22 protein-coding genes and 4 tRNA genes are annotated in these 25,148 nt (G+C 55.2%); 19 read left to right on the top strand and 7 right to left on the bottom strand.

Annotated elements, in window-relative coordinates:
• Nucleotides 1-4: 4 nt before the first annotated feature.
• The 14 genes from QM016_RS02135 (at nucleotide 5) to QM016_RS02070 (ending at nucleotide 16,500) form a co-directional block, all read left to right on the top strand.
• Nucleotides 5-928 carry a dihydrodipicolinate synthase family protein gene (locus QM016_RS02135; protein ID WP_016476776.1) on the top strand — a complete coding sequence of 308 codons (924 nt, stop codon included), beginning with the start codon at nucleotides 5-7 and terminating at the stop codon, nucleotides 926-928.
• A 29-nt stretch (nucleotides 929-957) separates the two neighbouring features.
• On the top strand, nucleotides 958-1,956 hold the full coding sequence (locus QM016_RS02130) for an ROK family protein (RefSeq protein WP_016476777.1): 999 nt from the start codon (nucleotides 958-960) through the stop codon (nucleotides 1,954-1,956).
• Entirely contained in the window at nucleotides 1,947-2,636 is a 690-nt protein-coding gene (locus QM016_RS02125; RefSeq protein ID WP_282710009.1) for an N-acetylmannosamine-6-phosphate 2-epimerase, read from the top strand. Before QM016_RS02130 ends, QM016_RS02125 begins: the two co-directional genes overlap by 10 nt.
• Nucleotides 2,637-2,689: 53 nt before the next feature.
• Nucleotides 2,690-3,610 (top strand): RNase adapter RapZ, encoded by a 921-nt coding sequence (rapZ, locus tag QM016_RS02120; protein WP_282710008.1) that lies wholly within the window; start codon nucleotides 2,690-2,692, stop codon nucleotides 3,608-3,610.
• Between the two features lie 89 nt (nucleotides 3,611-3,699).
• Nucleotides 3,700-4,677 carry a DNA-binding protein WhiA gene (gene whiA, locus QM016_RS02115; RefSeq protein ID WP_016476780.1) on the top strand — a complete coding sequence of 326 codons (978 nt, stop codon included), beginning with the start codon at nucleotides 3,700-3,702 and terminating at the stop codon, nucleotides 4,675-4,677.
• A gap of 95 nt (nucleotides 4,678-4,772) precedes the next feature.
• Nucleotides 4,773-5,798 carry a type I glyceraldehyde-3-phosphate dehydrogenase gene (gap, locus tag QM016_RS02110; RefSeq protein ID WP_282710006.1) on the top strand — a complete coding sequence of 342 codons (1,026 nt, stop codon included), beginning with the start codon at nucleotides 4,773-4,775 and terminating at the stop codon, nucleotides 5,796-5,798.
• 155 nt (nucleotides 5,799-5,953) lie between these two features.
• Entirely contained in the window at nucleotides 5,954-7,144 is a 1,191-nt protein-coding gene (locus QM016_RS02105; protein ID WP_282710004.1) for a phosphoglycerate kinase, read from the top strand.
• Complete coding sequence (gene tpiA / locus QM016_RS02100) at nucleotides 7,137-7,904, top strand: triose-phosphate isomerase (protein WP_282710003.1); 768 nt, start codon at nucleotides 7,137-7,139, stop codon at nucleotides 7,902-7,904. Before QM016_RS02105 ends, tpiA begins: the two co-directional genes overlap by 8 nt.
• Before the next feature lie 225 nt (nucleotides 7,905-8,129).
• Entirely contained in the window at nucleotides 8,130-8,387 is a 258-nt protein-coding gene (secG, locus tag QM016_RS02095) for a preprotein translocase subunit SecG (protein WP_016476784.1), read from the top strand.
• 559 nt (nucleotides 8,388-8,946) lie between these two features.
• Nucleotides 8,947-10,716, top strand: coding sequence for an ABC transporter family substrate-binding protein (locus QM016_RS02090; protein ID WP_282710002.1), 1,770 nt, complete (start codon nucleotides 8,947-8,949; stop codon nucleotides 10,714-10,716).
• A gap of 108 nt (nucleotides 10,717-10,824) precedes the next feature.
• Nucleotides 10,825-10,915 (top strand) — tRNA-Leu (locus tag QM016_RS02085).
• Between the two features lie 258 nt (nucleotides 10,916-11,173).
• A complete protein-coding gene (locus QM016_RS02080) occupies nucleotides 11,174-12,943 on the top strand; it encodes an ABC transporter family substrate-binding protein (RefSeq protein WP_282710001.1) in 1,770 nt (589 codons plus the stop codon).
• A 468-nt stretch (nucleotides 12,944-13,411) separates the two neighbouring features.
• Nucleotides 13,412-15,628 (top strand): SpoIIE family protein phosphatase, encoded by a 2,217-nt coding sequence (locus tag QM016_RS02075; protein WP_282710000.1) that lies wholly within the window; start codon nucleotides 13,412-13,414, stop codon nucleotides 15,626-15,628.
• A 137-nt stretch (nucleotides 15,629-15,765) separates the two neighbouring features.
• Entirely contained in the window at nucleotides 15,766-16,500 is a 735-nt protein-coding gene (locus QM016_RS02070) for an anti-sigma factor antagonist (RefSeq protein WP_282709999.1), read from the top strand.
• 145 nt (nucleotides 16,501-16,645) lie between these two features.
• Here the strand turns inward: QM016_RS02070 and QM016_RS02065 are convergent.
• Together QM016_RS02065 and QM016_RS02060 are read right to left on the bottom strand one after the other, a co-directional pair.
• A tRNA-Cys gene (locus tag QM016_RS02065) sits at nucleotides 16,646-16,719 on the bottom strand.
• A 46-nt stretch (nucleotides 16,720-16,765) separates the two neighbouring features.
• Nucleotides 16,766-16,841, bottom strand: a tRNA-Gly gene (locus tag QM016_RS02060).
• A gap of 194 nt (nucleotides 16,842-17,035) precedes the next feature.
• On the opposite strand from QM016_RS02060, the gene QM016_RS02055 reads away from it, so the two are divergent.
• From QM016_RS02055 to QM016_RS02035, 5 genes are all read left to right on the top strand, one after another.
• Entirely contained in the window at nucleotides 17,036-17,875 is an 840-nt protein-coding gene (locus tag QM016_RS02055) for a putative ABC transporter permease (protein WP_282709997.1), read from the top strand.
• Between the two features lies 1 nt (nucleotide 17,876).
• Entirely contained in the window at nucleotides 17,877-19,196 is a 1,320-nt protein-coding gene (locus QM016_RS02050) for a cysteine desulfurase family protein (RefSeq protein ID WP_282709996.1), read from the top strand.
• A complete protein-coding gene (gene mnmA / locus QM016_RS02045; protein ID WP_016476792.1) occupies nucleotides 19,189-20,337 on the top strand; it encodes a tRNA 2-thiouridine(34) synthase MnmA in 1,149 nt (382 codons plus the stop codon). The genes QM016_RS02050 and mnmA overlap by 8 nt, the downstream gene beginning before the upstream one ends.
• 190 nt (nucleotides 20,338-20,527) lie before the next feature.
• Nucleotides 20,528-21,931, top strand: coding sequence for a lysylphosphatidylglycerol synthase transmembrane domain-containing protein (locus QM016_RS02040; protein WP_282709995.1), 1,404 nt, complete (start codon nucleotides 20,528-20,530; stop codon nucleotides 21,929-21,931).
• Nucleotides 21,932-22,059: 128 nt separating this feature from the next.
• Nucleotides 22,060-22,135, top strand: a tRNA-Val gene (locus tag QM016_RS02035).
• Between the two features lie 407 nt (nucleotides 22,136-22,542).
• Here QM016_RS02035 and QM016_RS02030 read toward each other — a convergent pair.
• From QM016_RS02030 to QM016_RS02010, 5 genes are all read right to left on the bottom strand, one after another.
• Entirely contained in the window at nucleotides 22,543-23,181 is a 639-nt protein-coding gene (locus QM016_RS02030; protein ID WP_282709993.1) for a hypothetical protein, read from the bottom strand.
• A gap of 27 nt (nucleotides 23,182-23,208) precedes the next feature.
• A complete protein-coding gene (locus QM016_RS02025) occupies nucleotides 23,209-23,601 on the bottom strand; it encodes a hypothetical protein (protein ID WP_282709992.1) in 393 nt (130 codons plus the stop codon).
• 67 nt (nucleotides 23,602-23,668) lie between these two features.
• Nucleotides 23,669-24,352 carry a hypothetical protein gene (locus tag QM016_RS02020; RefSeq protein WP_282709991.1) on the bottom strand — a complete coding sequence of 228 codons (684 nt, stop codon included), beginning with the start codon at nucleotides 24,350-24,352 and terminating at the stop codon, nucleotides 23,669-23,671.
• Between the two features lie 9 nt (nucleotides 24,353-24,361).
• On the bottom strand, nucleotides 24,362-24,751 hold the full coding sequence (locus QM016_RS02015) for a hypothetical protein (protein ID WP_282709990.1): 390 nt from the start codon (nucleotides 24,749-24,751) through the stop codon (nucleotides 24,362-24,364).
• Nucleotides 24,741-24,992 (bottom strand): helix-turn-helix domain-containing protein, encoded by a 252-nt coding sequence (locus QM016_RS02010; protein ID WP_282709989.1) that lies wholly within the window; start codon nucleotides 24,990-24,992, stop codon nucleotides 24,741-24,743. The genes QM016_RS02015 and QM016_RS02010 overlap by 11 nt, the downstream gene beginning before the upstream one ends.
• Nucleotides 24,993-25,148: the final 156 nt, after the last annotated feature.

The raw sequence follows: 25,148 nt of genomic DNA, 5'->3' as shown, positions 1-25,148 counted from the left end.
GTGCATGTCCACAGATTTTGTATTCAGAGGAGTCATTCCCCCCGTTGTTACTCCGGATACCGAAGACCGTCAGCTTGACGTAGCTTCACTGGAGCGCTCCATTGAGCGCATGATTGACGCCGGCGTTGATGGTTTGTTTTTCCTCGGTTCGTCAGGGGAAGTTGTTTTTGCCACCGATGATCGCCGCGATCAGATTGTCCGCGAGGCGGTCCGTATTGTCGCAGGCCGCGTTCCGGTATTGGTGGGCATTATCGATACGCAAACTGAGCGCGTGCTTGAGCACGGTTATCGTGCACTTGAGCTGGGAGCCGATGCGCTTGTGGCAACAGCGCCATTCTATGCCCTGGAAGGAGAGGTCGAGACGGAAGAACACTTCCGCATCATCCACGCCGAGCTGGGTGCGCCCCTGTTTGCCTACGACATTCCCGTGTGCGTGCATACGAAGCTTCCCTGGAAGCTGCTTGCGCGCTTGGGCGCGGAAGGGGTTCTCGCGGGCGTAAAAGATTCGTCCGGTGACGACATATCGTTCCGTTATCTGGTGCAGGAAAACGAAAAGAACGGCCATCCTATGGCGCTTCTGACCGGTCACGAAATTGTGGTCGATGGCGCGCTTTTGTCTGGCGCAGACGGCTCCGTTCCGGGTCTTGCCAACATTGAGCCCGAAGGCTACGTCCGTATGTGGAAGGCTGCGCAGAGGGAGGATTGGACCTCGGTCAAGCGCGAACAGGATCGGCTGAACGAAATATCCCACATTTTTGACGTTACTTCGGGCGTACAGGGATACGGCGCCGGCGTTGGCGCCTTCAAGTGCGCTCTTCACCTTATGGGAATTTTTGACACGCCGCAGATGCCTCGCCCCGTGAAGCCACTTTCTGCTGAGAACGTCGAGGCGATCCGCGCGGTTCTTGTTAAAAATGAGCTGCTGTAACCTTTTTGACCTTTCAGGGAGGGATAGCTGTGTCTTACGAATGCGATGCTCGAAAAATTGCTGTGGCCGTTGATATCGGTGGCACAAAGATTGCCTGCGGTCTTGTTGATCTGAGTGCGAAAGAGGTCCCGCGGGTGCACGATGTCACAAAGATTTCCACGGAGGCGGATCAAGGTGGCGCCCATGTGCTTGAGCTGGTGATTGAGTCGGTTAAAAGCGCTCTTTCCCGTGCGGCAGAGCGCGGCGAGAAGCCCGTGGGGGTCGGCATTTCTTCGGCAGGTGTCGTGGATCCGCGCAGCGGCGATATTACCTTCGCCAATAATTTGATGCCCGGTTGGGGCGGTACTCCTCTTGCCCGCGCCGTCACCGAAGCGTGCGGTCTTCCGTGCACGGTGCTCAATGACGTGCATGCCCATGCGCTTGGCGAAGCGCGCCATGGTGCCGGCAAAGACGTATCTTCCGTATTGGTGGTCGCCGTGGGAACGGGTATCGGCGGCGCATTCGTAGACCACGGCACTATCATGCTCGGTGCTCATGACGAAGCCGGTCATATAGGACACGTCGCCGCTTTGGCAGCCGCGGGCGTGGCTTGTTCTTGCGGAGCTACAGGACACCTTGAACCTGTTGCCGCAGGCCCCGGCATCATCCGCGAATATGTACGGCTGGGAGGTATTGACAGCCGCGATGACGGTTCTCCTATAGACGGCGCGGAAATTGATTTTCGCGCAAACAATGGAGACATACGCGCCCAAGCGGCGGAGGAGCTCTCCGGACGGGCGCTGGGGGAGGTTTTGGGCAGCATGTGCAATATGCTTGACCCTTCAGCCATCATTCTTTCAGGCTCTGTGGCGGAGTGCGGACCGTATTGGCACAACGCTTTGCATGCGGCGTTTGAGAGCCAGGCGATGCCTCCGGTCAAGACGACGCCCATCATACAAGGAGCGCTGGGTGCCGAAGCCCCGCTTATAGGCGCTGTCGAAAATCTCTTTGATCCCGCGTATTTTGAAACGAGAAACACATGTCATTAAATCCGCTTGTACAGTCTCTCAAAGGCAAACTCATAGTCAGTGTGCAGGCTTATCCTGGAGAGCCGCTTCGCCACCCCGAGACCATGGCGCAAATGGCGCGCGCTTGTGAGCTGGGAGGAGCCGCTGCCATCAGGTGCCAGGGGCTTTCTGATATCGCCGCCATTAAAGGGCGGGTGGAAATCCCCGTCATTGGTCTTTGGAAGGAGGGACACGAAGGCGTTTACATCACGCCCACCCTGCGCCACGCCCTCGCGGTTGTCAGTGCCGGAGCAGATGTGGTGGCGCTGGACGCGACCGATCGCGCGCGTCCTGACGGTAGGACGTTTGCAGAGACAATTCGCTCGCTCCGTGAGGCAACCGATGCGCTCGTCATGGCTGATTGCATGACTATGGACGATATACGCCGCGCCGTAGCGTGCGGTTGCGACTTGGTCTCAACCACGCTTTCGCATAACAAGGCGGCAATCGATACCACCCTCGATGACGGTCCCGATTTGCCGCTGCTCCGCCAGGCAACAACCGAATTCCCCGGCATTGCCATCATTTGTGAGGGGCATGTGCATACACCCGCGGATGCGAAGGCCGCCATTGACGCCGGCGCGTGGGCGGTCGTTTCCGGTACAGGCATCACACATCCAACCTCAATTACTTCGTGGTTCAAGGCGGCGATTGAAGCGTAGGCGTTGGCGAGAAGTACTTCTCGCCGTCAACCTTTTCAAAGAGGGAGTGACTCATGAGCCAAGACAAGCCTGTCTCAGCGGGGAAGGTTTCCGTGCCCGACATCGTGATTATTACCGGCATGTCGGGGTCCGGGCGTACGCAGGCGCTGCATGTCTTTGAAGACATGGGCTATTACTGCATCGATAACCTGCCGCCGGCGCTCATCCTGCAGCTTGCTCATGTGGTGGGAATCAATTCAAGCATCGGGCGACATCTGGCCGTTACCTGTGATTTACGCTCACAGGGTCTCTTTGACGACATGCTTGAGGTTCTGCATTCGCTTGCTGATCATGAGCTGACCTACAGCATGGTCTTTCTCGACTCGACCGACGAGGTCATCATGCGCCGCTATGACGAGAACCGTCGTCGGCATCCGGTGGCGCACCGGGGAGAAACACTGGAAAAAGCCATCAGGCGTGAGCGCAAGCAGCTTGCAGCGGTGCGTGAAGCGGCCGATGTGGTGATTGATACGTCTACCATGCGCACGACAACGCTTCGTAATCGTCTGCGCCGTATCTTTTCGGAACTTTCCGACCAGCAGCTTCTTGAAGTAAGCGTTTTCTCGTTCGGCTTTAAGCATGGCATGCCCGTTGAAGCGGATCTTATGATTGACGTGCGCTTCTTACCCAATCCGTTTTACGATCCGGAAATGCGTGTGATGACGGGGCTTGACGAGCGCGTTGCCGCCTATGTGCTCGATAATCCGACGGCCAAGAAATTCTTGAAATCGTGGTTTGAACTTTTAGACGTAATTATGCCGGGCTATGTCGCTGAAGGGAAGTCGCACCTCTCTATCGCCGTTGGTTGCACGGGAGGTCAGCACCGGAGTGTGGCTATCGCAAAGGCGACCGCCGAGCATCTTCTGCAGGCGGGGTACCGTGCTACACTTTCACATCGTGATCTCGCACGCGCCAATACGCGAGCAGATGGATAGCGGATAGCGCGCGTGCGGCAGCGACAGCGTGTGCGCGATTGCGCTCGCACGTTGGCAAAGCAGCAAAAGGGGAGCGATAAAGAGGGTCTATGTCATTTACCGCTGAGGTGAAAAACGAACTTTCGCGTGTGCCTTCCTCGTCACAGGAAGCTGATCTCGCGCAGCTTTCAGCGCTCATGCGCGTTACGGGCACGCTGTCCTTTCATGGAGCTCGCAACTATACCGTGCGCATCGTAACTGAGACAGGTACTGTTGCCCGCACTGTGGTAGCGCTTGCGCGTCAGCTCTTTGGTTTGGGCACGTCGATTGAGTATCGACGCTCTATCATGCATAAAAAACGCAACTATCTATTGGAGATTTCCAATCAGCAGGCGCTCGGAGACGCTCTGGTGGCTCTTGGCATTTTGACGCCCGAAACAGGTATTCAACAGGGAATTCCGCGCCAGCTTTTGTATACCAAGCAGGCTCGGGCAGCATTTGTACGGGGCGCTTTTATGGCGGGAGGTTTCGTTGCCGACCCGCGCAAAGATTTTCATTTAGAGATTGCGGTGACAGGCGAGCGTTTTGCTCGCGACCTTGTGGCACTTATCGCTACCGCAGGCATTACCGCACGACTCAATCACCGCAACCGCCATGTACAGCGACTGGATCGGACGAAAGAACTGTATGCGGTGTACCTGAAGAGTTCCGACGACATTATCGCTTTTTTACGCCTCATCGGCGCCGAAAACATGGCAAAGGTGGTGTTCGCGGCGCGTCAGATGAAGCTCGTGCGCAACAATGTCAATCGCGGCGTCAACGCTGAAGTGGCAAATCAAAAGCGCTCCTCCGACGCGGCCGCCTCTCAGCTTCGTCTGATTGAGCGTGTCGAGAAAATCGTGGGTATCGAGAACCTTCCCCCTGCGCTTCAGGAGTTTTGCCGCGCTCGCCGTGAAAGCCCCGAACTGTCTCTTGCAGCGTTAGGTGACTCTTTTGTGCCACCTGTCTCAAAATCAGCCATGTACCACCGGCTGCTACGCTTGGAAAAAATTGTTGAAGACGCAGAAAATTTCAATAACTCCGTTTAACTTTTCGGCGAGTGCGGTAATATAAACGGTGTACGGTGTAAATGTTGTATGGTCGTTGGGGAGAAGCCCTGACGTCATCGAAAGGAGCATTACATATGGCAGTAAAGGTTGCTATTAACGGCTTTGGCCGTATTGGTCGTCTTGCTTTCAGGCAGATGTTCGGCCATGAGGGTTCTGAGATTGTTGCTATCAACGATCTTACATCCCCTGAGATGCTTGCCTACCTTCTGAAGTATGACTCCACTCAGGGCAATTACGCTCGCGACCACAAGGTTGAGTCCACCGACCACTCCATTGTTGTTGACGGCCATGAGATTATCATCTACAAGGAGGCGGACGCAAACAATCTTCCTTGGGGCAATCTCAACGTTGACGTCGTACTTGAGTGCACCGGCTTCTACACTTCCAAAGAGAAGGCACAGGCCCACGTCAACGCTGGCGCCAAGAAGGTCGTCATCTCCGCTCCTGCGGGCAATGATTTGCCAACCATCGTATACAACGTCAACCATGAGACCCTGACCGCAGATGACAATATCATCTCCGCGGCTTCCTGCACCACCAACTGCCTTGCTCCTATGGCAAAGGGCCTCAATGATTTTGCCCACATCGTTTCCGGCATCATGACCACCATCCACGCGTACACGGGCGATCAGATGATTTTGGACGGTCCGCAGCGCAAGGGCAATTTCCGCCGCTCTCGTGCGGGCGCTGAGAACATCGTTCCCAACTCCACCGGTGCCGCCAAGGCAATCGGCCTTGTTCTTCCTGAGCTCAACGGCAAGCTTATTGGCGCCGCTCAGCGCGTTCCTACGCCTACTGGCTCCCTTACCAACCTCTATGCCGTTGTTGACAAGAAGGTCACCGCTGATGAGGTCAACGCTGCTATGAAGGCGTATGCCCAGACCATTCCTGAGACGTTCGGCTACAACGAGGATCAGATCGTTTCTCGCGATATCATCGGCGAGACCCATGGTTCCATCTTTGACGCTACGCAGACCATGTGCAACGATCTTGGCAACGGCCAGACTCTCGTTCAGGTTACCTCTTGGTACGACAACGAGAACTCCTACACTTCTCAGATGGTCCGTACCATCAAGTACTTCGAGAAGTTCGTTGCGTAAGCGCACGCATATGTGACGCCTTGGCGCGGTCGCAGCATCTGCCGCGACTGCGCCTTTTTATTAGAACTGTTTGTCTGTGAATAATGGATCGCGGGCACTTCTCGCGAGATAAGATGTGCCGGAGTCCAAAAAGTTTTGAGAGAAAGAGGATTGACATGGCTTTCACAAAGAAGACCGTTCGTGACGCCGATGTCGACGGTAAGCGTGTCCTGATGCGCGTTGATTTCAACGTGCCTTTGAAGGACGGCGTCGTGACCGATGACACCCGTGTCCGTGCAGCCCTGCCTACTATTCAGTATCTGCTTGATCACAACGCCAAGGTTATTTTGATGAGCCACCTCGGACGCCCTGACGGTACCGGCTTCCAGCCCGAGCTTTCACTGCGTCCTGCCGCCGAGAAGCTCTCCGAGCTTTTGGGCAAGCCCGTTCTGTTTGTGGAAGATACCTATGGCGAGAAGGCCAAAGAAGCCGTTGATTCCCTTGAGAATGGCCAGGTTCTCGTTCTTGAGAACGTCCGCTTTGACAAGCGCGAGAAGAAAAATGACCCAGAGATCGCAAAGATTCTTGCCTCCTATGGCGACATCTTTGTCCTCGACGCCTTCGGTACCGCTCACCGCGCGCAGGGCTCTGTGGTTGGACCTGCCGCGTACCTGCCTGCTTACGCCGGCTTCCTGCTTGAAAAAGAGGTAGATACACTGACCTCTATCTTCGCGGATCCCGCTCGTCCTTTCGTCGCCATTGTCGGCGGCTCTAAGGTTTCTTCCAAGATTGGCGTTCTCGATCACCTGATTGACTCTGCCGATACGCTCATTATCGGCGGCGGCATGGCGTACACCTTCTTCCTCGCTAAGGGCTATACCGTGGGAACTTCTCTTCAGGAGCCCGACTGGGTTGAGCCGGCAAAGAAGATGCTTGAAAAAGCAGAGGCTAAGGGCTGTAAGATTTTGCTCCCCGTTGACAACATTGTGGCCGACCACTTTGGCGAGGACGCGCAAGGGGAGGCTGTCAATTCTGACAACATTCCCGCTGACCGCATGGGTATGGACATCGGTCCTAAGACCGTGCAGCTGTATACCGATGCCATCAAGGGCGCGAAAACCGTTTTCTGGAACGGTCCGATGGGCGTTTTCGAGTTTGATCAGTTTGCAAAAGGAACTGAAGCGGTTGCTCGCGCTATCGCGGATTCTGATTGCACGTCCATCATCGGCGGTGGCGATTCTGTTGCCGCTATCAATAAGTTTGGTCTTGCCGATAAGATGAGCTGGATTTCCACGGGCGGTGGCGCCTCTATGGAGCTCGTTGAAGGCAAGGCTCTTCCTGGAGTGGAGGCGCTTCTCGATGCGTAACCGTATGATTGCCGGCAATTGGAAGATGAACAAGACGTTCTCCGAGGGCGTTGTCCTTGCTCAGGGCATTGTCGACGAGCTTGCAGGAGGGACCGGCGCCGTCGACGTTGTCATTGCTCCTCCCGCGGTCGACCTCAAGGGCGTTTCGGAGGTGCTCAATCAGGCCGGTTCTTCTGTGGCTCTTTCCGCGCAGAACGTGTATTGGGAAGAGTCGGGCGCGTATACCGGCGAGCTTGCTCCGGCGATGCTCGAATCTGTTGGCGCAACCTACTGCATCATTGGTCACTCTGAGCGTCGCGGCTACTTTGGTGAGACCGACGAGGACATCAATCGCAAGGCCAAGGCGTTGATGGCTCACGGCATTACGCCCATTTCCTGCTGTGGCGAGCCTTTGGAGGTTCGTGAAGCCGGTGGTCACGTTGCGTTTGTCGTCAAGCAGATCAAGGCTGATACCGCAGGTCTTACAATTACTGACCCGTCCAAGTATGTCATCGCATATGAGCCTATTTGGGCTATCGGCACCGGCAAGACCGCTACGGCTGATGATGCGCAGGAAGTCTGCGGCGCTATCCGCAAGACGCTCGTCGAGATCTTTGGCGCCGAGACGGCACAGGGCATCCGTATTCTGTACGGCGGCTCGGCAAAGCCCGAGAACATCAACGGCTTCCTTGAGAAGGAGGACGTCGACGGCGCTTTGGTGGGCGGCGCGTCGCTCAAGACCGATTCCTTTGCCGCTATGGTAAAGAGCGCCATGAACTAAGGACGGGACGTCGCAGGCACTGGGCTTAAGGTGCTACGCGCTGCGAGCCTAAGGTGCTACGCACTGAAGCGTGGACATACGCATTTTGCGTAAATATACACATGTCGTGTCTCAAAAGGGCACGGCATGTGTTACTCTATTACGTCAGTTTGCGCTTGCCGATGTACGGGCTTCTCGCCGACCGGCCTGCGCGGCAAAAATGTAAGCATCAAAAGGAGACTTTTCGTGGGCGTACTGAATACTATTTTGCTTGTGCTGCTTTTCATTTCCGGCATTCTGACCGTTTTTCTGGTGCTGGCGCACTCAGGCAAGGGAACGGGCATCTCGGACATGATTGCCGCGTCCATGTACAATTCCAATGCAGGCACCGGCATTCTTGAAAAAAATCTTGACCGTCTGACTGTTATCACCACTGCAATTTTTATTATTTGCATCGTTATCATGGCGCTTACCTTCCCCTTGGGGACTATGGGTATTAATTAGCGTATTTGTCCTGCGTATTGTTATGGATTGGCGAGCCGGCGCTTGTGTTTTGAGCGCCGGTTTTTTATGCCTGTTAATGCATTTCCGAGAAACGAGAACAACTGGAAAAGCGAGAAGCGAGAAGCGAGAAGCAAGAAGGGTCATCGAGAAATCCAGGCAGTTTTTCCTACGGTTTCAAACTTCCGGGGCTCCCAGTTTCCAAAAAAGTGCATGAGTTGTGATATGAAAACTCCTAAAAAAGGCATCAGTTGTGATAAATCCCCTAAAAATGCCATGAGTTGTGAAATCTTTTTATCACAACTGTGGCACTTTTTTGGAAATGGTAGGGAAGCGGCATAGAAGCGGCATAGAAGCGGCAGGGAATTCGAAGGGCATCAAGCAAAACGGCGAGAAGTGACTTTCCAAGCGATGCCAAAAGCCGCGCGCTGTCACAGTGCCTTGTTACGTTGTGTTTATTATGTTGCGGTTGTTACGTAATTGTTTCTTCTTGCACAAGTAATTAAAAAGGGCGTATATTCATATGAATATTTGTAGGCCAATAAACGGAATAGGTGATTTTATGGCTAACAGTCTGACCCGTCGATCTTTCTTTGAGGTTTCTGGTCTTGCTGCAGCAGGTCTTGGACTTACCGCCTGCGGTGGTGGCAACGGAACTCAGGGAGGCTCCGGCGATACGGGAGTTGAGCCACAGGACGGCTCTCCGGCAACGACCGCTCTCGATAAGCTTCCGCTTCCTGAGAAGGGTAAGACCTACAACAACCCTAAGAAGCGCGACGAAGTCAAAGACGATGGTACGGTAACGCTTGCTATCAACGAAGTCGGCCCTAACTGGAACTATGTAGGCCTTGAAGGCAATACGACATACATGAACTGGATGTGGTCTTTGTATATGCCTATTAATCTGGTTAGTGCCGATGCGACTGGCTCTACGTACACTCCTAAAGCCGACTACATCAAATCACTTTCTTCCGATGAGTCTTCAGGTAAGCAGATTATTACCGTTGTGTATGCCGATCAGGCTAAGTTCAACGACGGCACTGATATTGACTGGAAAGCGTTTGAGACTGTATGGAAGTGTCTCTCTGGTCAGAGTGAGGACTATCAGGTTGCCGCTACTGACGGCTGGGATAAGATTGAAAGCGTTACTCAGGGCGATACCGCAAAGACGGCAGTTATTACCATGAGAGAGCCGGTTTATCCGTATGAGGCTCTTGTAGACAGGGTGCTTCACCCCGATTTCCTTGATGTTGATACGTTTAACAGTGGCTTTTTGAATAATCCACATGTTGAATATGGTGCCGGTCCTTACATCGTTGATTCCTTCGATGACACCCATGCCACATTCAAGCCCAATCCCAAGTGGTGGGGAGATGCTCCTAAATCCACGACGATAACGTATAAGCAGATGGAAGCTCAGGCCACCTTTAATGCGTTCAAAAACGGTGAGATTGACTCCGTCGGTACGGGTCTTTCCGGTACTGCTGAGATGCTTTCCAACTTTAACAACATGGAAGATGCCCAGATTCGTCGTGGCCTTTCTACCTCCATTGCGGTTATTGAGATCAACTCTACACGTGGAGCGCTTCAGGATATTGCAGTCCGTAAGGCATTTTGCCAGGCGGTCGATCCCGCAACCATCGTTTCCATTGTTTTCCAGGGTGTTAACTGGCAAGAGGAAGCGCCAGGCTCCATGCTCCTTCCGTACTGGGCAGACGGCTATGAGGACAACCGTCCCGATGATCTGAAGAATCTTAAAGACGCTTCCGCTCGTACCGCAGCTGCAAAGAAGACGCTTGAAGATGCAGGCTATACTGCGGGCTCTGATGGTATCTATGCAAAGGGCGATACCAAGGCGAGCTTCTCCTTTACCACCTTTGGTGACTCCACAACCGTTAAGAACCGTTCCGCTGCCATTCAGAAGATGGCAAAAGACGCCGGTATCCAGGTTGACATTGACAACCACGCCTCTTCTGAGTTCTCTAAGATTTTGAGCTCTGGCGCATGGGACACCTGTCTCTTTGGCTGGAACGGCACTACAACCTCCATTTGGAATGGTGTCCAGCTCTATGGTTCTGAGTCCTCTTCCAACTTTGGTAAGCAAGGTACCGCTGAGACCGATGCTGAGTTTGCGAAGGTTCCTTCCATCAAAGACAAGGCCGAGCAATTCAAGCAGTGCAACGCTACCGAGAAGAAGCTGATGGAGACGTACGCCTATCTGCCTCTGTTCACCGGTCCTGACTGCTCTGTTGTCAAGAAGGGTCTGGCAAACTATGGTCCTGCGCTCTTTGAGGATCCGGTTGTTACCAACCTTGGTTGGCAAAAGGACTAACTGCTATTGCGCTGGAATTTCGTGAAGGGTTTTGCTGAGAAAAACTTTCTTGATTTTCTCGCGTGCAGCGCAGTGGAATGTGTTAGTATATCCCTCGCTGCAAGGCATGTCGGAGTGGCGGAATTGGCAGACGCGCTAGCTTGAGGTGCTAGTGACTTACTAAACGGTCGTGCGGGTTCAAGTCCCGCCTCCGACACCATGGAAATGCGGCGGACCTCTTCGGAGGTCCGCTTTTTGTCTGAATGTGACGTAATCATCTAAGCGGGTGTGTATCCTGCAGTGCCCCGCAGCGCCCTTCAATATTCTGCAGCGTCTTTCCTTTGTAAACAGCTCGTTTCCAAATGTTAAACAATCTGTTTCCACATATTAAACAACATGTTTCCGGCTAAAGACCCATTTTTTGATTTGTTATAGTGAGCAAATCAACTGTTCGTCTCGTAATGGAATGGGTGATCTTATGGCTTACAGTAATCTTTCCCGCCGTTCGTTTTTGACGCTTTCCGGTGCTGCGGCTGCAGGGCTTGGCCTTGCTGGGTGCAACAACGGCGCGGCCAACGATGGCAATAAAGCGTCCGGCGATGTTGAGCCACCGGAAGGAAGTCCGGCTACCACAGCCCTTGATAAGCTTCCTATCCCCGAGAAAGGCAAGGTCTACATCAACGCCAAGACGCGCGATGAGATTAAGGATGGCGGCACGCTCACCCTTCCCATTACCGAGATTGGACCGGACTGGAATTACCTCAATGTAGCTGGCAATACGCTCTACATGCACGAGCTCTGGAATTACTACATGCCTGCTCTTTGCGTTTTGGGTGACGCTACGGGCTCTAAGATTGAACCCAATCCCGACTTCATTAAGTCCATCAAGGTGGATGAGAGTAGCGGTAAACAGGTCATTACGGTTGAGTATGCCGAGAAGGCCGTCTTTAATGACGGCACTCCAATAGACTGGCAGGCGTTTAACGCCGTTTATACCGTTATGAGTGGTAAAGACGAAGCGTACACTCCCTCTGCGACCGATGGTTACGACAAGATTGAAAGCGTTGCCAAGGGCGCGACTGACAAAATCGCCGTTGTTACCATGACGGAACCGGTCTATCCCGCCGAGGCGCTTTTTGTCACTGCACTGCACCCATCGGCAGCCGATCCCGACATCTTCAATAATGGCTGGGCTAATGAGCCGCATGTGGATTGGGGTGCTGGCCCGTTTACCATCGACTCCTTCAGCGACACTCAGGTGACCCTCAAGCCCAATCCTAACTGGTGGGGAGACGCTCCTAAGCTCGATACCATCGTCTTCAAGCAGATGGAGTCGCAGGCGCTCTTCAACGCCTTCAAGAACGGCGAGATTGATACGACCGGTGTGACTCAGTCTGGCTCTGCCGAGATGCTCTCCAACTTCAACAGCATGGAAGACGCGCAGATACGCCGCGCTTACGGCAAATCGGTCTACAACATTGAGATTAACGCCACGCGCGGTGCCCTTACCGACATCAATGTTCGTAAGGCTTTCTGCCAGTCCATCGACCCCGCGGTCATTGTCTCCATTGTCTTCCAGGGTGTTAACTGGCAAGAAGAGGCTCCGGGCTCGTTGCTCCTTCAGACGTGGTCCGATGGTTATGAAAACAACCTGCCCTCCGATGTCAAAGACCTTACTGACAGCGCCGCCCATGTAGCCGCTGCCAAGAAGACCCTTGAAGCTGCAGGCTATGCGCTTGGCTCTGACGGCATCTATGCTAAGGACGACACCAAGGTCACCTTCGCTTTCACGACGTTCGGAGATTCGGCTACCACCAAGAACCGCGCAGCCGCAGTTCAGAAGATGGCTAAGGACGCGGGTATTGAGGTCACCATTGACAATCACCCGTCTTCCGAGTTTTCTAAAGTGTTGGTTTCCGGTGACTGGGACACCTGCATGTTCGGGTGGAGCGGTACTGCGACTTCTATCTGGAACGGCGGACAGCTCTACGGGTCTACGTCTGAGTCCAACTTTGCCAAGTGCGGAAGCGCGGAGATTGACGCCGATTTCGCCAAGGTTCCCTCTATCGCTGACCACGCCGAGCAGGTCAAGGCGAGTAATGATGCCGAGAAGAAGAGCATGGCCTCTTACGGTTACCTACCCGTCTACTCCGGACCTGAGGTCATTGTTGTCAAGAAGGGCATTGCGAATATCGGACCTAACCTGTATCTTGACATCCGCACCGAAGATATCGGCTGGGAGAAATAGACGGCGAGAAGTGGCTTCGGTGGTCCTCCACCGGGCTCGGTTGGCTTCAGTCGACTTCGCCGACCGCTAGCTGTAAACGCCCTCAACCGTCTTCAGAGGCTTCAGTACCTAGCCTCCTTGTTTTATAGCACGCTAAAGCGGACTCTTCGGGGTCCGCTTTTTCATGCCTTATGAGCCCTCCATGCCCTATAAGCTCCTCATGTCAGCCCAGTTTGCGGCCATTCCATTTTCATGTCAGCTCAGTTTTTCTTACCATTTCAGCTTTTCTATGATGTCCCATAATTATGGGACAGTCGCTCATTTGCCGATTTTACATAGTGACCGCGCGTGTTTAGCTGTTCACATCGGCTGTCCGCGCCCATCGGCCGCACCCGCGCGTACCCGCCACGCTCCAGCGCGCGCTAGACGGAATGCCTGTCGCCATGTGATTCGTGGCACAATAACATCTGAAAAAGAAAGGCGGCGTCTATGGCAGAACAAGAACTGAGCGTACGATCCATTGACGGTATCGTTGAAGGCAGCGTTACCGCGACGCTTGCGCGTATTTTGCAGCTCGTGGGAGACGCCGTTATTGTTTTTGACCAAGAGGGACGGGTACTTCTCGCCAATGACGAAGCTGTCAGACTGTTTGAATACCACGAAAGAAACCTTGTAGGATCTGATATCCGCACCTTCTTTACGCCTGGCGACGCGGAAGATCGGTCGGCGGCATTTGACGCGGAGGCGCTCCCATTCCCAGTTGACGGAAGCACAGCGCTTGTAACAGTCGCGGACGCCGCCGGTGAACCATTGACGCTGCGCGTGCGTTCTGAGCGGGTAGGGGCGCCCACAGAGGCTTTTGTGCTTGTTGTTGTACCGGTGAGTGACGAGGCGACGTCTGAGCGAGAAGAACAGCGCACCATAGAGGAGCTCCGCCGGGCAAACAAGCGGCTTTCCGGAGCACTTAATATCGTGTTGGATACGCTTGATTCCGAAAATATGGGGCAGTTGCTTGAGCGTGTCATCGCTGAGATTGCTGACACTATGGAGGCCGACGGTTCCCTCATCTATCTTGCGGAACATGATGGCTTTCACCTACATGGGACAACCGAGTCTATCGCGCGCTCATCGGCGCCGCGGTTTGTGGGGTACGGGCATCTGATAGAAAATCTCTGCGCGGATACGGGCCATGCGCTCAGGCTGCGCGTGGCGCCGCCGGATCCTCAGGATTTGCGTGCCGGACGCCTGACCTCTCGTGATGTAGTCAACGACGATACGCGTGAGGTGTATGAGGTTGCGGTTCGTCATTTGCCGCCGTTCGTCAGTTTTATCGCGGTACCTGTGTGGTTTGGTGGTCAGATCATAGCGCTGATTGAAGTGGGCTGGAAAACCGTGCACCCCCTGAATTCTGACGACACGCGCCTGCTTGATTCCATCTCAAATTACCTTTCAGTGCAGTTGGTGGGTGCGCTTTCTACGATGCGGACGCAACGGCGCAATGAGTTGCGTGAGCTTGCGCTTGATGTTCGCAACCGTTTGACGGCCGCTGCCGGCGCTCAAGAAGGTGGAGCCAGCAGAGTTCTGCCCGAGGTCATGCAAGAGGTGGCAGAGGCTCTCGATGCCGTGGTATATCCTGTCGTGTGCTGCGAAGTGTCCGGCAGACCTGTAGTTCACCCCGCGGACGCTCCGGTATTTGAGCTGCCCGCTGGTTTAGGGGAGATTTCCGAGAAGGACGAGGAAGCTCAGGTCATAGCCATTGCTCCCGACTCTGCCATAAGTGAGGAACTCCGCGCTTTGCAGCAACCGTGCATAGGCGCGGCCCTTCTCGCTGGGAAAATAGAAGACAAGCGCCGGACCTGGCTTTTCTTGCGGCCGTATGATTCGGAGCCTATGAGCGACATCGACCTTGAATTGCTGCAGCGCGTGGCTCTCAATGTGAGGGCTATTGTGGCGGGCGCGGAAGAAAGCAAGCAAAACAAGCGTATCTCGCAGGCGCTGATGACAGGCATGAAGAATGAACTGCAGCATATTGATGGTATCGAGGCGCAAGGAATCTATTCGTCCGCGACCGCGGCAGCCTTTGTCGGCGGCGATTTCTACAGCCTTGTGAGACTTTCGGGACGTCGAGCCTGCGTTATTATGGGCGATGTTTCCGGTAAGGGCATTGAAGCCGCCTCCGTGTCATCGGCTGTGAAGACGGCGCTTTCCGCATACGCGTGGGAGGGGATTGGTCCTGCTCGCATGGTGGCGAATCTAAACGAGTTTCTTTTGGGCTTCTCGCGCATCGAAACGTTTGCGACGTTGTTTGTCGGCGTGGTCGATTTGGCGAAGGGCGTGTTGACATACTGTTCGGCGGGACATCCACCCGCGGCGCTTGTGCGCGCCGCTACGGGCGAGGCGCAGCTTTTGGATGTGCAGTCCGGTGTCGTGGGAGCGTTTCAGGATATGACATACAAAAACGGCTACGTTGAGCTGCGTAAAGATGATGTTTTATTTCTGTACACCGACGGTACGACTGAGGCGAGAAGCCCCGAGGGTGCATTTTTTGGCGAGACGGGCTTGCGTGACATGGTCATGAGTGAAGTTCCTCATGGCTTTGAAGGACTGCTTGACCGCTTTTTGGCGACGCTGGATGCCTATACAGGACGCAGCCTTGAAGATGACGTTGCTATGGTCGCCTTGCGGTTTTCCGGGCTGCCGGCGTAGCGCGTCGCGCGGTAGCGTAACGCTTGCGTTGGCGATGTGTCAGCGACGTGGAGCGTGGTTCCTGCATTGGTGATGCGGAGCGTGGCGCGCTGTGCTCTGCGCTGAAATAAATGCACGTATGTGGGAACAAAGCCTGTATGCGCACAAAACCAAACATAGCCTTGCTTTCTGTAAACTCTGATCTTGATGTCACCGCAGTTCCTGCAGTGCGACGCGAGGTCGAAGAGCTTTTAAATCAAGGCTGTCAGCGTATCGTGTTGAACATGGCCGATGTATCCTACATTGATTCGGCCGGCATGAGCTTTATCATGTGCGCCTTGCGCCGTGTTCGTTCAACCGGTGGACTTATGAGCCTTACCAATGTGTCGCAGCCGGTGTTTCGCTGTCTTTCGCGTATGCGTCTGGTTGATTTTATGCCAGTGACACGCGTTGGCGCGCATGCGCACGTTGCTCCTTTGGATCCTAGGGTGCGTCCGCTTTGGCAGACGACGTTTCGGGTGGACCCTTCCGCGCTGTACGCTGCCCGCGCTCGTGTGGATGAACTTCTCGCCAGCGTACCGTTTTCAAGCGACGCGATGTTTGACCTCAAGCTCGCGGTGGGCGAGGCTCTTGGCAATGCCGCGGATCATACGTGTGAGGGTGGCATCTTAACAACCATTGCAATGTATCCCGATCGTGTAACGGTGGACGTCGCTGATTGCGGCAGGGGATATGCGCTGGCAGACGATGAGGAACCTCCCGACGTTGATTGCTGTGCTGAGAGGGGTCGCGGTATCAAGCTGATGCGCTTGCTGACTGATGCTGTGTCGATTTCGGTCAAGCCGTCGGGCAAGGGGACTGTGGTGCATCTTGTGAAACTGGTGCGTTCGTGATTCTTTACAGCGCTTCTTTACAACGCTTCTTTACAACGCTTGATATAGATTTTCACAACTTGGTGTGGATCTTCACAAAACGTCCGGTAGTAACTTTCAAAAAAACACCTGATACCAATCGGTACCAGGTGTTTTGAACGTTCGCTGGAGGCGAGACCCGGATTCGAACCGGGGATAAAGGCTTTGCAGGCCTCTGCCTTACCACTTGGCCATCTCGCCGAAGATGCCGTATAAAAAAGGCCGATCGAAACCGGCCGAAAATTCATGGAGCGGGCTACGGGGTTCGAACCCGCGACCTCAACCTTGGCAAGGTTGCGCGCTACCAACTGCGCTAAGCCCGCGAAGTGCGAGGAATAATATACGCAAACCGCGCGGCCAATGCAAGCGAAAATCACAAATTCACCCAAACTTTTTGTCAATCGTATGGTCGATTTCGTAGAAAGCCAGCTCTTATGCAGGGCAATAAACATGAACGCTCATCAAAGCGCAGAAATATCGTATCCTAGAGAAGCTGGCGGTTGATTGGATTTGCTTCATGCTCTTTATTCTTGCGTCACTTATCGCGCTTATATTTGTCGCGTGGCTCGTAGTGCGCGGCTTTGCAAATGCGTTTTATTTCTTCGCGCGTTGGCTTTCCGGCGGTGAAAAACTGGACGCTGAAACAACGTTGAGCGTATCAGGTAAGTTGCATTCCACTAAAAAAGAGAGAGAACAGTATCTTGGCGTCCTGCATATAGGCTGGTATCAGGTGGTTATTCTCTTTGTAGGAGGCAGTATGGCAGGCCTTCTGTTGGAGGAGATATGGATGCTTGTGACCGCCGGCCTGACCGAGTCGCGCGTAGGCCTTGTATGGGGACCGTTTTCCCCGCTGTATGGTACGGGCACTGTGCTTCTGACAGTTATCTGTTATTGGCTTCGCAGGCGTCATGTCTCCAACCTCGTGGTTTTTCTCGTTTCAGCCTGCATCGGCGGCATCCTTGAGCAGGTTACCGGGTGGGGTATGCTGACGTTTTTCCATACGCAATCGTGGAGCTACGCGCATTTGCCCGATCACATCACCGAATTTGTCGCCTGGCGGTTTTTGTTTTTCTGGGGACTTCTCGGGCTTGCCTGGTGTCGCTTTGTCATGCCTCGCGCGCTCTATCATATTGGCGAGCCAACTTCCAGGCGTCAGGCAATTTTCATCACGCTTATTTCGGTATACGTTGTCGCTGACGTGTGCATGACTGTTGCGTGTTTTACGCGCGCCACCGCGCGCGATGCGGGAGTTCCTCCGCATAACGCTTTCGAGGAGTGGGTGGACACGCATTATTCAAACGAGTTCATTTCCGCGCGGTTCCAGAATATGTCCGTTCACGTTGAGGGGACCAAGTAGCATGGCTGACGAGAAGAACCTCCACTCCCCGCAAAATTCCCGCTCCTCGCAAGACCTCAACCCTCCGCGAGACCTCAGTTCTCTGCAAAACCCTCACTCTCCGCAGGGGGAGAAAAAGGAACGTGAGGTATACCTCGATTTTGCTGCGGCAACGCCTATGGCTCCCGAGGTCGTTGAAGCGATGCTGCCTTATTTTACGGATCGCTTTTTCAACCCCTCCGCTCCATATGCTGCAGCCCGAGCGGTTCGAGATGAAGTTGAGCGAGCCCGCGCAAAACTGGCTCATACCATCGGCGCCCGTCCTGACAATATCGTTTTGACTGCCGGCGCCACGGAAGCAAACAACCTGGCTTTTGCTACGGTGTCCGATGATGGACACGTCATCGTAGACGCTATCGAACATGAAAGCGTGCTTGCCTGCGCAAATACTTTCAGCCATACAACCCTGCGTGTCGGAGCGGACGGCCGTGTGGATCCAGATCGTGTTGCAGCGGCCATCCGACCTCAGACTGAGCTCATTTCAATCGAGCTCGCAAACGGCGAGATTGGTACCATCCAGCCGATTCGCGAGATAGCCGCCGTAGCGGCGCGCGAGCGCAGCCGCCGCCTCAAAGCAGGGGAGACCCGTCCGCTTCATGTGCATGCCGATGCATCGCAGGCAGCTGCTACGCTTTCAGTGAATATTTCTTCACTTGATGTTGATATGCTTACGCTCTCCGCTGCAAAAGTCTATGGTCCCAAGCAGGTGGGGTTGTTGTGGGCTTCCGACAGCGTAAGGCTTCGGCCGCTGGTGCTGGGAGGCGGACAGGAGGGAGGCGTGCGCTCAGGAACGGAAAACGTAGCCGGCGTCATTGGCTTTGCCTGTGCGCTTGAACGCGCGCAAGCACATCAAAAGGAAGAAGCGCGCCGCCTTGCTCATCTGCGCGACCTCCTGCAAGCACAACTTGCGCATGAGTTTCTCGACATGGTAGTTTCAGGTCCAAAAAACGCGAAACTTCGTCTTCCGAGCCTGCTACATGTGGCGTTTCCGGGAGTTGAGGCGCGCCGCCTCGTAATTTTGCTTGAGCGCGAAGGCGTCTCGGTGGGAACAGGTTCGGCCTGCGCGGCATCAAAAATGCAAATATCTCATGTCCTTGAGGCAATCGGAGCATCGCATGAGGCGGCGGCGGGAAGCCTTCGCCTTACCCTCGGACGCACGACCACGCAAGACGATATCGTCTATGCCGCCTCCGCACTAATGCGCGCTGTTCATGCGGAGCAGGCTCGCGGCGCCGCATTCACGAACACGCTTCGCATGGCAAAGAGGAGCGCCAATGACTAAGACGGTATACCTGGGTATGAGCGGCGGCGTTGATTCGGCGCTTTCGGCTGCCCTTCTGTTGGAGCAGGGCTATGACGTCAGGGCTGTTTATATGCGCAACTGGTCGCAAGACCTGCCGGGATTTCGTTGTCCGTGGGCCGACGATTTGGCTGACGCGGAACGCGTGGCCGTCTCTCTCGGCATCGACTTGGCCGTTTGGGATTGCGAGAAGGAATACCGGGAAACAGTCGTTGACTACCTGCTTGACTCCTACGCCCACGGCTATACGCCCAATCCCGATGTCATGTGCAATCAAACGGTCAAGTTTGGCACCTTTGCCGAGCGCGCCTTTGCTGAAGGGGCCGATTATGTGGCAACAGGTCATTATGCTCGCGTGGCGTATGGCGAGAAGAACGTCCAAGGCGTGCACCATGCAAGGGTAGACGGTACTTCTCGCGAAGCAAGTATTTCTTGTCTCATGCGCGCCGCTGATGAGTACAAAGACCAGACGTACTTCCTCTGGCGTGTGCCGGGGCGTCTTTTTGAGAAGACAATCTTTCCGATTGGTGATATTCCCACAAAAGCCGAGGTACGCGCCATGTGCGCCGAGCGTGGCCTGGGTATTGAGAACAAGCCTGATTCCGACGGTATCTGTTTTATCGGACCGGTAGGACTCCGTACGTTTTTGCTGAATGCGCTTGAGCAAAAAGAAGGCGATATCATTGAATGGGAGAGCGGCAAAAAGCTCGGCGAGCATGACGGCGCGTTTTTGTTTACCGTCGGACAGCGCAAGGGGTTGTCGATTGGCGGCGGACCTGCTCGCTACGTCGTAGCAACGGATACCGATACAAACATCGTGTATGTGACGGCGGACAACAAAAGCCCGGCGCTTTGGACGCAAATGATGGATATCGCTGATACGCATTGGATTTCAGGAAGCGCTCCTGCAGATGGAAGGTATACGGTGCGCACGCGTCACACCGGAGAGCTGCGTTCTTGTCTGCTGACAAAGACAGGAGACGCAACCGCGCGCATTACCTATGAATCGCCGGTTCGCACGGTGGCTCCCGGTCAGTCAGCCGTTTTGTATGATGGGCTGGTGTGTGTAGGCGGAGGAATCATTGAGCGAGACGATGGACTTCTCGCCCAGTTCAAAGAATAAACGGTTACTAGAAAGCAGTCAGTCGCCAGGAAGTAAACGGCCGCCAGGGGATAAACAGCACCAGGGGACAGGCAATCGCCAAAGAGGAAACAGTCGTGTTGTCTCGGTGAGGATTGCCCGTCACGGGTATACTTAACAGGTCAGAAAAGAAATTCCGGGGATAGACGTCAAAGAGTCCGAGGAGGTGTTCATGGGTCGTTTGGAAGATTCTGCCGCATCAAAGCCTCTTGCTACAGCAAAAGCTACAGCCAAAGCAAAGGCAAAGCGCTCAGAGTCCCAAAAAGGGCCTCAAGACACTGCATCCGTGGACGCTGGCGTTGCGACTTCTGCGCCTAAGACCTCCCAATCCGCGGCTGCCGAATCCGGACACACAAACCGCCCAAAGGTTAAGGTGGCAACTAAGGTATCGGTCGCGCCAAGCCCTGCCACCGAGTCGGTTGAGGACGCCCGCAAAAGCTACGGACAGGTTCGCAAAAGCGTTCTGTTTCTTGTACTTGTTACCGTTTTGTACGGCATCTACATTGTGTTTTCCGGTCAGTTTGACGAGTTTGTCGGCGCTCTTGCTGGTGTTGATACCGGTTGGCTCATTGCCGGAGCATTCGCTTACTTCACCTATTATTTTTTAGGCATTCTCGCTTATATCATTTCGGTTATTACGGATCCTAACTGTCCCGTTGGCATACGCGACCTCATGAGCGTTGAAGCGGCGGGCATCTTCTTCATGAACCTGACCCCCAACGGTGCGGGAGCCGCACCTGCGCAGATTTTCCGTCTTACTCGCGCGGGTATTTCCGTGGGACAGGCAGGAGCGCTTCAGTTTACGCGCTTTGTGATGTATGAAGCGGGCGAGGGGATATTTGCTGCTCTTATCCTGCTCTTTAGGTTCAATTACTTCTTTGAGCAGTTTGGTGACGTTACCATTGTCGGCGTGGTATTGTTTGGTGCAAAGATCCTCATGGTGGGGGGCATGCTTGCTATCTGCTTGCTTCCGCGCATGGTCATTGCCGTAGGTAACTGGGGGCTCCGGGTTCTCTCACGCTTCAATATCGTGAAGCGCTACGACCATTGGTATGAGATCATCAACACGCAGGTACATGAGTTTTCATCAGGATTCAAAAACGCCGCCAAGAATGTTCCCGAGATGCTTGCAGTGCTTGTTATCACTCTGTTTCAGCTTGGCTGTCTGTACTCGCTGCCGTATTTTGTACTGCATGCCTTAGGACAGCCCGCAGACCTTTTGACCTGTCTGGCGTCCGGCTCTATGCTTGAGCTTCTCACCTCGGCAATTCCGCTTCCCGGTGGTACCGGTGGCGCTGAAGGTGGCTTTGCCTTTCTTTTTGGACATATGTTTGGCGAGAAAATCGCGGCGGGCTTTGTGCTTTGGCGTGCCATCGAGTATTTCCTCCCCACACTCTTTGCCTCCATGCTTTTGGGTCTGCGTTCCCATGGCGGTCCAACAGTGTATCGGCGCTGGACGCAAGCTGTGTCTTCACTTTCCGCCTTCATTTCTGGCGAGAAGCGCCTGGGGCAGAAAAAGCCCGCTTCGGCCGGTGGTATTCGTGTCAAGATGGGAGCCAAGGCCAAAAAGAAGTAGGGCGTACGAAGAAAGTTGCAAATGGCACTTGCATGTGCTGTGGGTTTTGTCGTACTATATCCCTCGCTGCAGGCGCGGTATCGCGGCTTGCTTGTGCTTGCCGAGCATACGGTATGCAGCTCATATAAGGGCGTTTAGCTCAGGGGGACGAGCGCTTCCCTGACACGGAAGAGGTCACAAGTTCAAATCTTGTAACGCCCACCATAAATTCGCAGGTCAGAGGCTATGCTCTCTGGCCTGCTTATTTTATGCCGCAATTCGCGCCGCAAAATTGCCGCAAAACTCTGGCGGGAACGTCTTTCCAAGGCACGAAGAAACCCGCCCCGAGGAGTCCATGGGTTTCCGGACGCCAGGCCAACGGCCCGGATGCTCCGGTCTTGCCGCCGCCATCGACCGTGCAGGGTGGCGACACCCAACAACCCATGAATGCCGCTGTGGGCTTCTGTGGTGCCGGTTTTCGGGCCGTTTGCCCTCCCCTTGGCGTTTTTAGTTTCCCACCACGGTAATTCGACGCCTTAAATCGGCCCTCAGAGTCTCGCAGACAGAGAAGGGGAGCCTCGCGCACGGCGAGACCCCCCTACTGCGGGTCTTGTGTCTTCGTGAGGCTGTCCCTACGCCTCCACGGGCACGCCCTCCGACGTTACGCCCGCGCTGCCGAGGTAGGCCGCCGAGGCGTCACTGACCTCTTGGGTGACGTTGGCGAGGATTTCCCCGTACGCCTTCGCATACGCCCCGCTCGAATCCTGGAGCATCGAGGCGCACGTGTCCGCGAAGTAGGAAACCTCCTTGTCGCACCGCTCCAGGTATGCGGCTGAATCGTCGTGCATGTCGATGCCCTGGCGCTGCACGTTGGTGTAGACCATCCGCGCGAGGGTGTAGTTCTGCTCCTTGTTCTTCGCGTCCAGGATGAGGCGGCCCGCCTCTTCTCGCGTGAGGTCGACGAGGGAGAGGAACTGCATCGTCTCGGGGCTTACCTGCCTGGGGCGGGGCGTGAAGTAGTCCGCCTTCGCCGCCTGGTAGTCGCCCATGGCCTTCCCAACGGCGTCCGAGAACTTGGAGCGCGCGGCCTCGTCCTGCGAGTCGAGTTCGGCGTTGCGCTGCTTGTACCCCTCGTCACCGACGATTCGGCCCACGAGGGACTGGTGGTTGGACTCACGCGCCCTCTGGATGCGGTCAAGCTCCGCCCTCGCGTCGAGGGTGGCCTTGCTGATGGCGGTGATGGTCGATGTTACTGAATCCTTGTAGCTCATTGTCTGTGCTCCGATCTGGTTATGTGGTTACTTGTTTCCAATGCTGAAGAAGTCACCGAGAAGAGCCTCGTTGAGCTTGCGGCCCTTCTCGGCACGCTTCATGCGCTCCGTCTCGTCGGTGAGGCGCACGCAGTTCTGGATGATGGAGTTGGCTGCGCTGAGGCGTACGCTGGGCGGTGCCGCTTCGTCGTGCATGACCTGGCACACCGTCTCAACCGCCTCCGAGAACCTTTCCTGTAGGGACTTCACCCCCTCGTCTATCAGCTCGTGCCTCGCCGCCGTGTACAGCTCAACGAACTCCGGGTCTGACTTGTAGGCACGCAGGGTCGATTCGCCGATGCCAGCCGCCTTCGCGGCTTCCTTGGCAGTGGGGTTTGCCATTAGGGCGGCTACCGCCCTCTCGTAGTTCCTCTTTGCCATAGTCTTTCCTTTCTCTCGTGACGTGCCCGAAAGATGACGCGCCCGAAAGCGCCGGTATGCGCTGCCCCTAGAACGGGCAGTCGGACATGTCAGGTTCCTCTGCTGGCTTCCCGTTCCACGCACGCGAGGCACCCTCGCTCCTAGCCCAGTTCCTCTCAAGCGCCCTCCAATCGGTGACGGGGGAGCCGTTCCTCCTCCAGCCGGTGGCCTCGTAGTAGTCGAAGAACCTGTCTGGGTCGATTCGCATGCCCTGCCCCTCGGCGTACTTCCTGACCTCATCCAGGGACGGCGTGTGTGCGGAACTTTCACTCTCACTCTTGCTATTGCTATTGCTATTGCTATTAGTCTCTTTATCTATTAACCCCGACCCATCGGTGGGGGTCTGGGTGGTACCCAGGTTTTCCGTTTTCGCAGGTGGGACGCTGTGCGCATCGTCGGTTTTTGCGGAAATCCCGGAGGCGGTTTCTCGCGGGTTTTCGCGAAAATCTGTGAAAACCTCGTCGGTTCTGCTCGCGTTCCTGGCAGATTTCCCGGAGTTCTTCATCCCGTTGAGCACCGACGTGCGGTACCTGTCCAGGTTCGCCCTCTGCGAGAAGTCGAACAGCTTCCCGAGGTTCCCCGTGAGGTCGTGCTCGCCCGTGAAGAAGTAGCCCACGCATGCGTAGAGCATCTTCCGCGCCTGGGCGTCGGGGAGCGCCTGCAGCCCCTCGAAGAACTCTCGGCTGACCTTCATGTACCTGATGCCGCCCATGGCTCCCACCTATCCAATCAGCCCGTCGTAGGCGCTCGTGCGGCGCTCGATGAGCTGGCGGCATGCTGGAACCTCTGCCATGAGCAGCCGCGCCAGTGCCGCGACATGGTTGTTGTTGACCTTGGTGGTGCGCCCGTGGCTGTCGGTGAAGTCACGCCTCCGAACCTGCTCCGCAAGCTCCTGCATGCCGAACCTACGGTTTTGAGATGCGTAGCCACGCGCTGCCTTGACCATGTAGGACCAAGCGCCTTCGTTCTCGGCAATCCATTCCTCTGCCTCGCGTGCGAACCTCTTGCGCCTCTGAGCTATCATTTGCTGTGAGGTGCGGCCAAGCCCCTCGTCCTGCGCCCTCGTGGCGGTTGCAGCCGTCGCGGGGGCCGTCTCCTTCCTAGCGCCCATCGTGCGTCGCCTCGCCCAGGCCGAATAGCTCAAGGATGGTTGCGGTGTTGAAGCGGTAGCGGTTGCCCACCCGCACGCAGGGGAGCTTGCCCGTGCTCGCCATGCGCTGGACGTGCCTTACGGTCACGCCCCCAAGTGCGGCGACGGTGTTCGCGTCGATGAGAGCGGGGAGTCCACTGGCCCCGTCCTTTACCTGCTCGATGGTGAATCGGGAGTTGTGCTCTGCGATTGTCGCGTCCATGGTTCCTCCTATTGGCTAGTTAACGAATCTGCTGTACCGGCACAGCACCAATGTAAGGGGAACGAACAGGCGGACTACCTGCCAGTTTTTCATAAATCGCGCACGTTCTAGCTGGGGATTTACGCTTATGAACAGAAGTCGGGCACGAAAGCCCAT

Origin of the sequence: Lancefieldella sp. Marseille-Q7238, assembly GCF_949152215.1 — a bacterium.
Taxonomy (GTDB): Bacteria; Actinomycetota; Coriobacteriia; order Coriobacteriales; family Atopobiaceae; genus Lancefieldella.
This window is presented reverse-complemented; position numbering and strand designations above follow the sequence as displayed.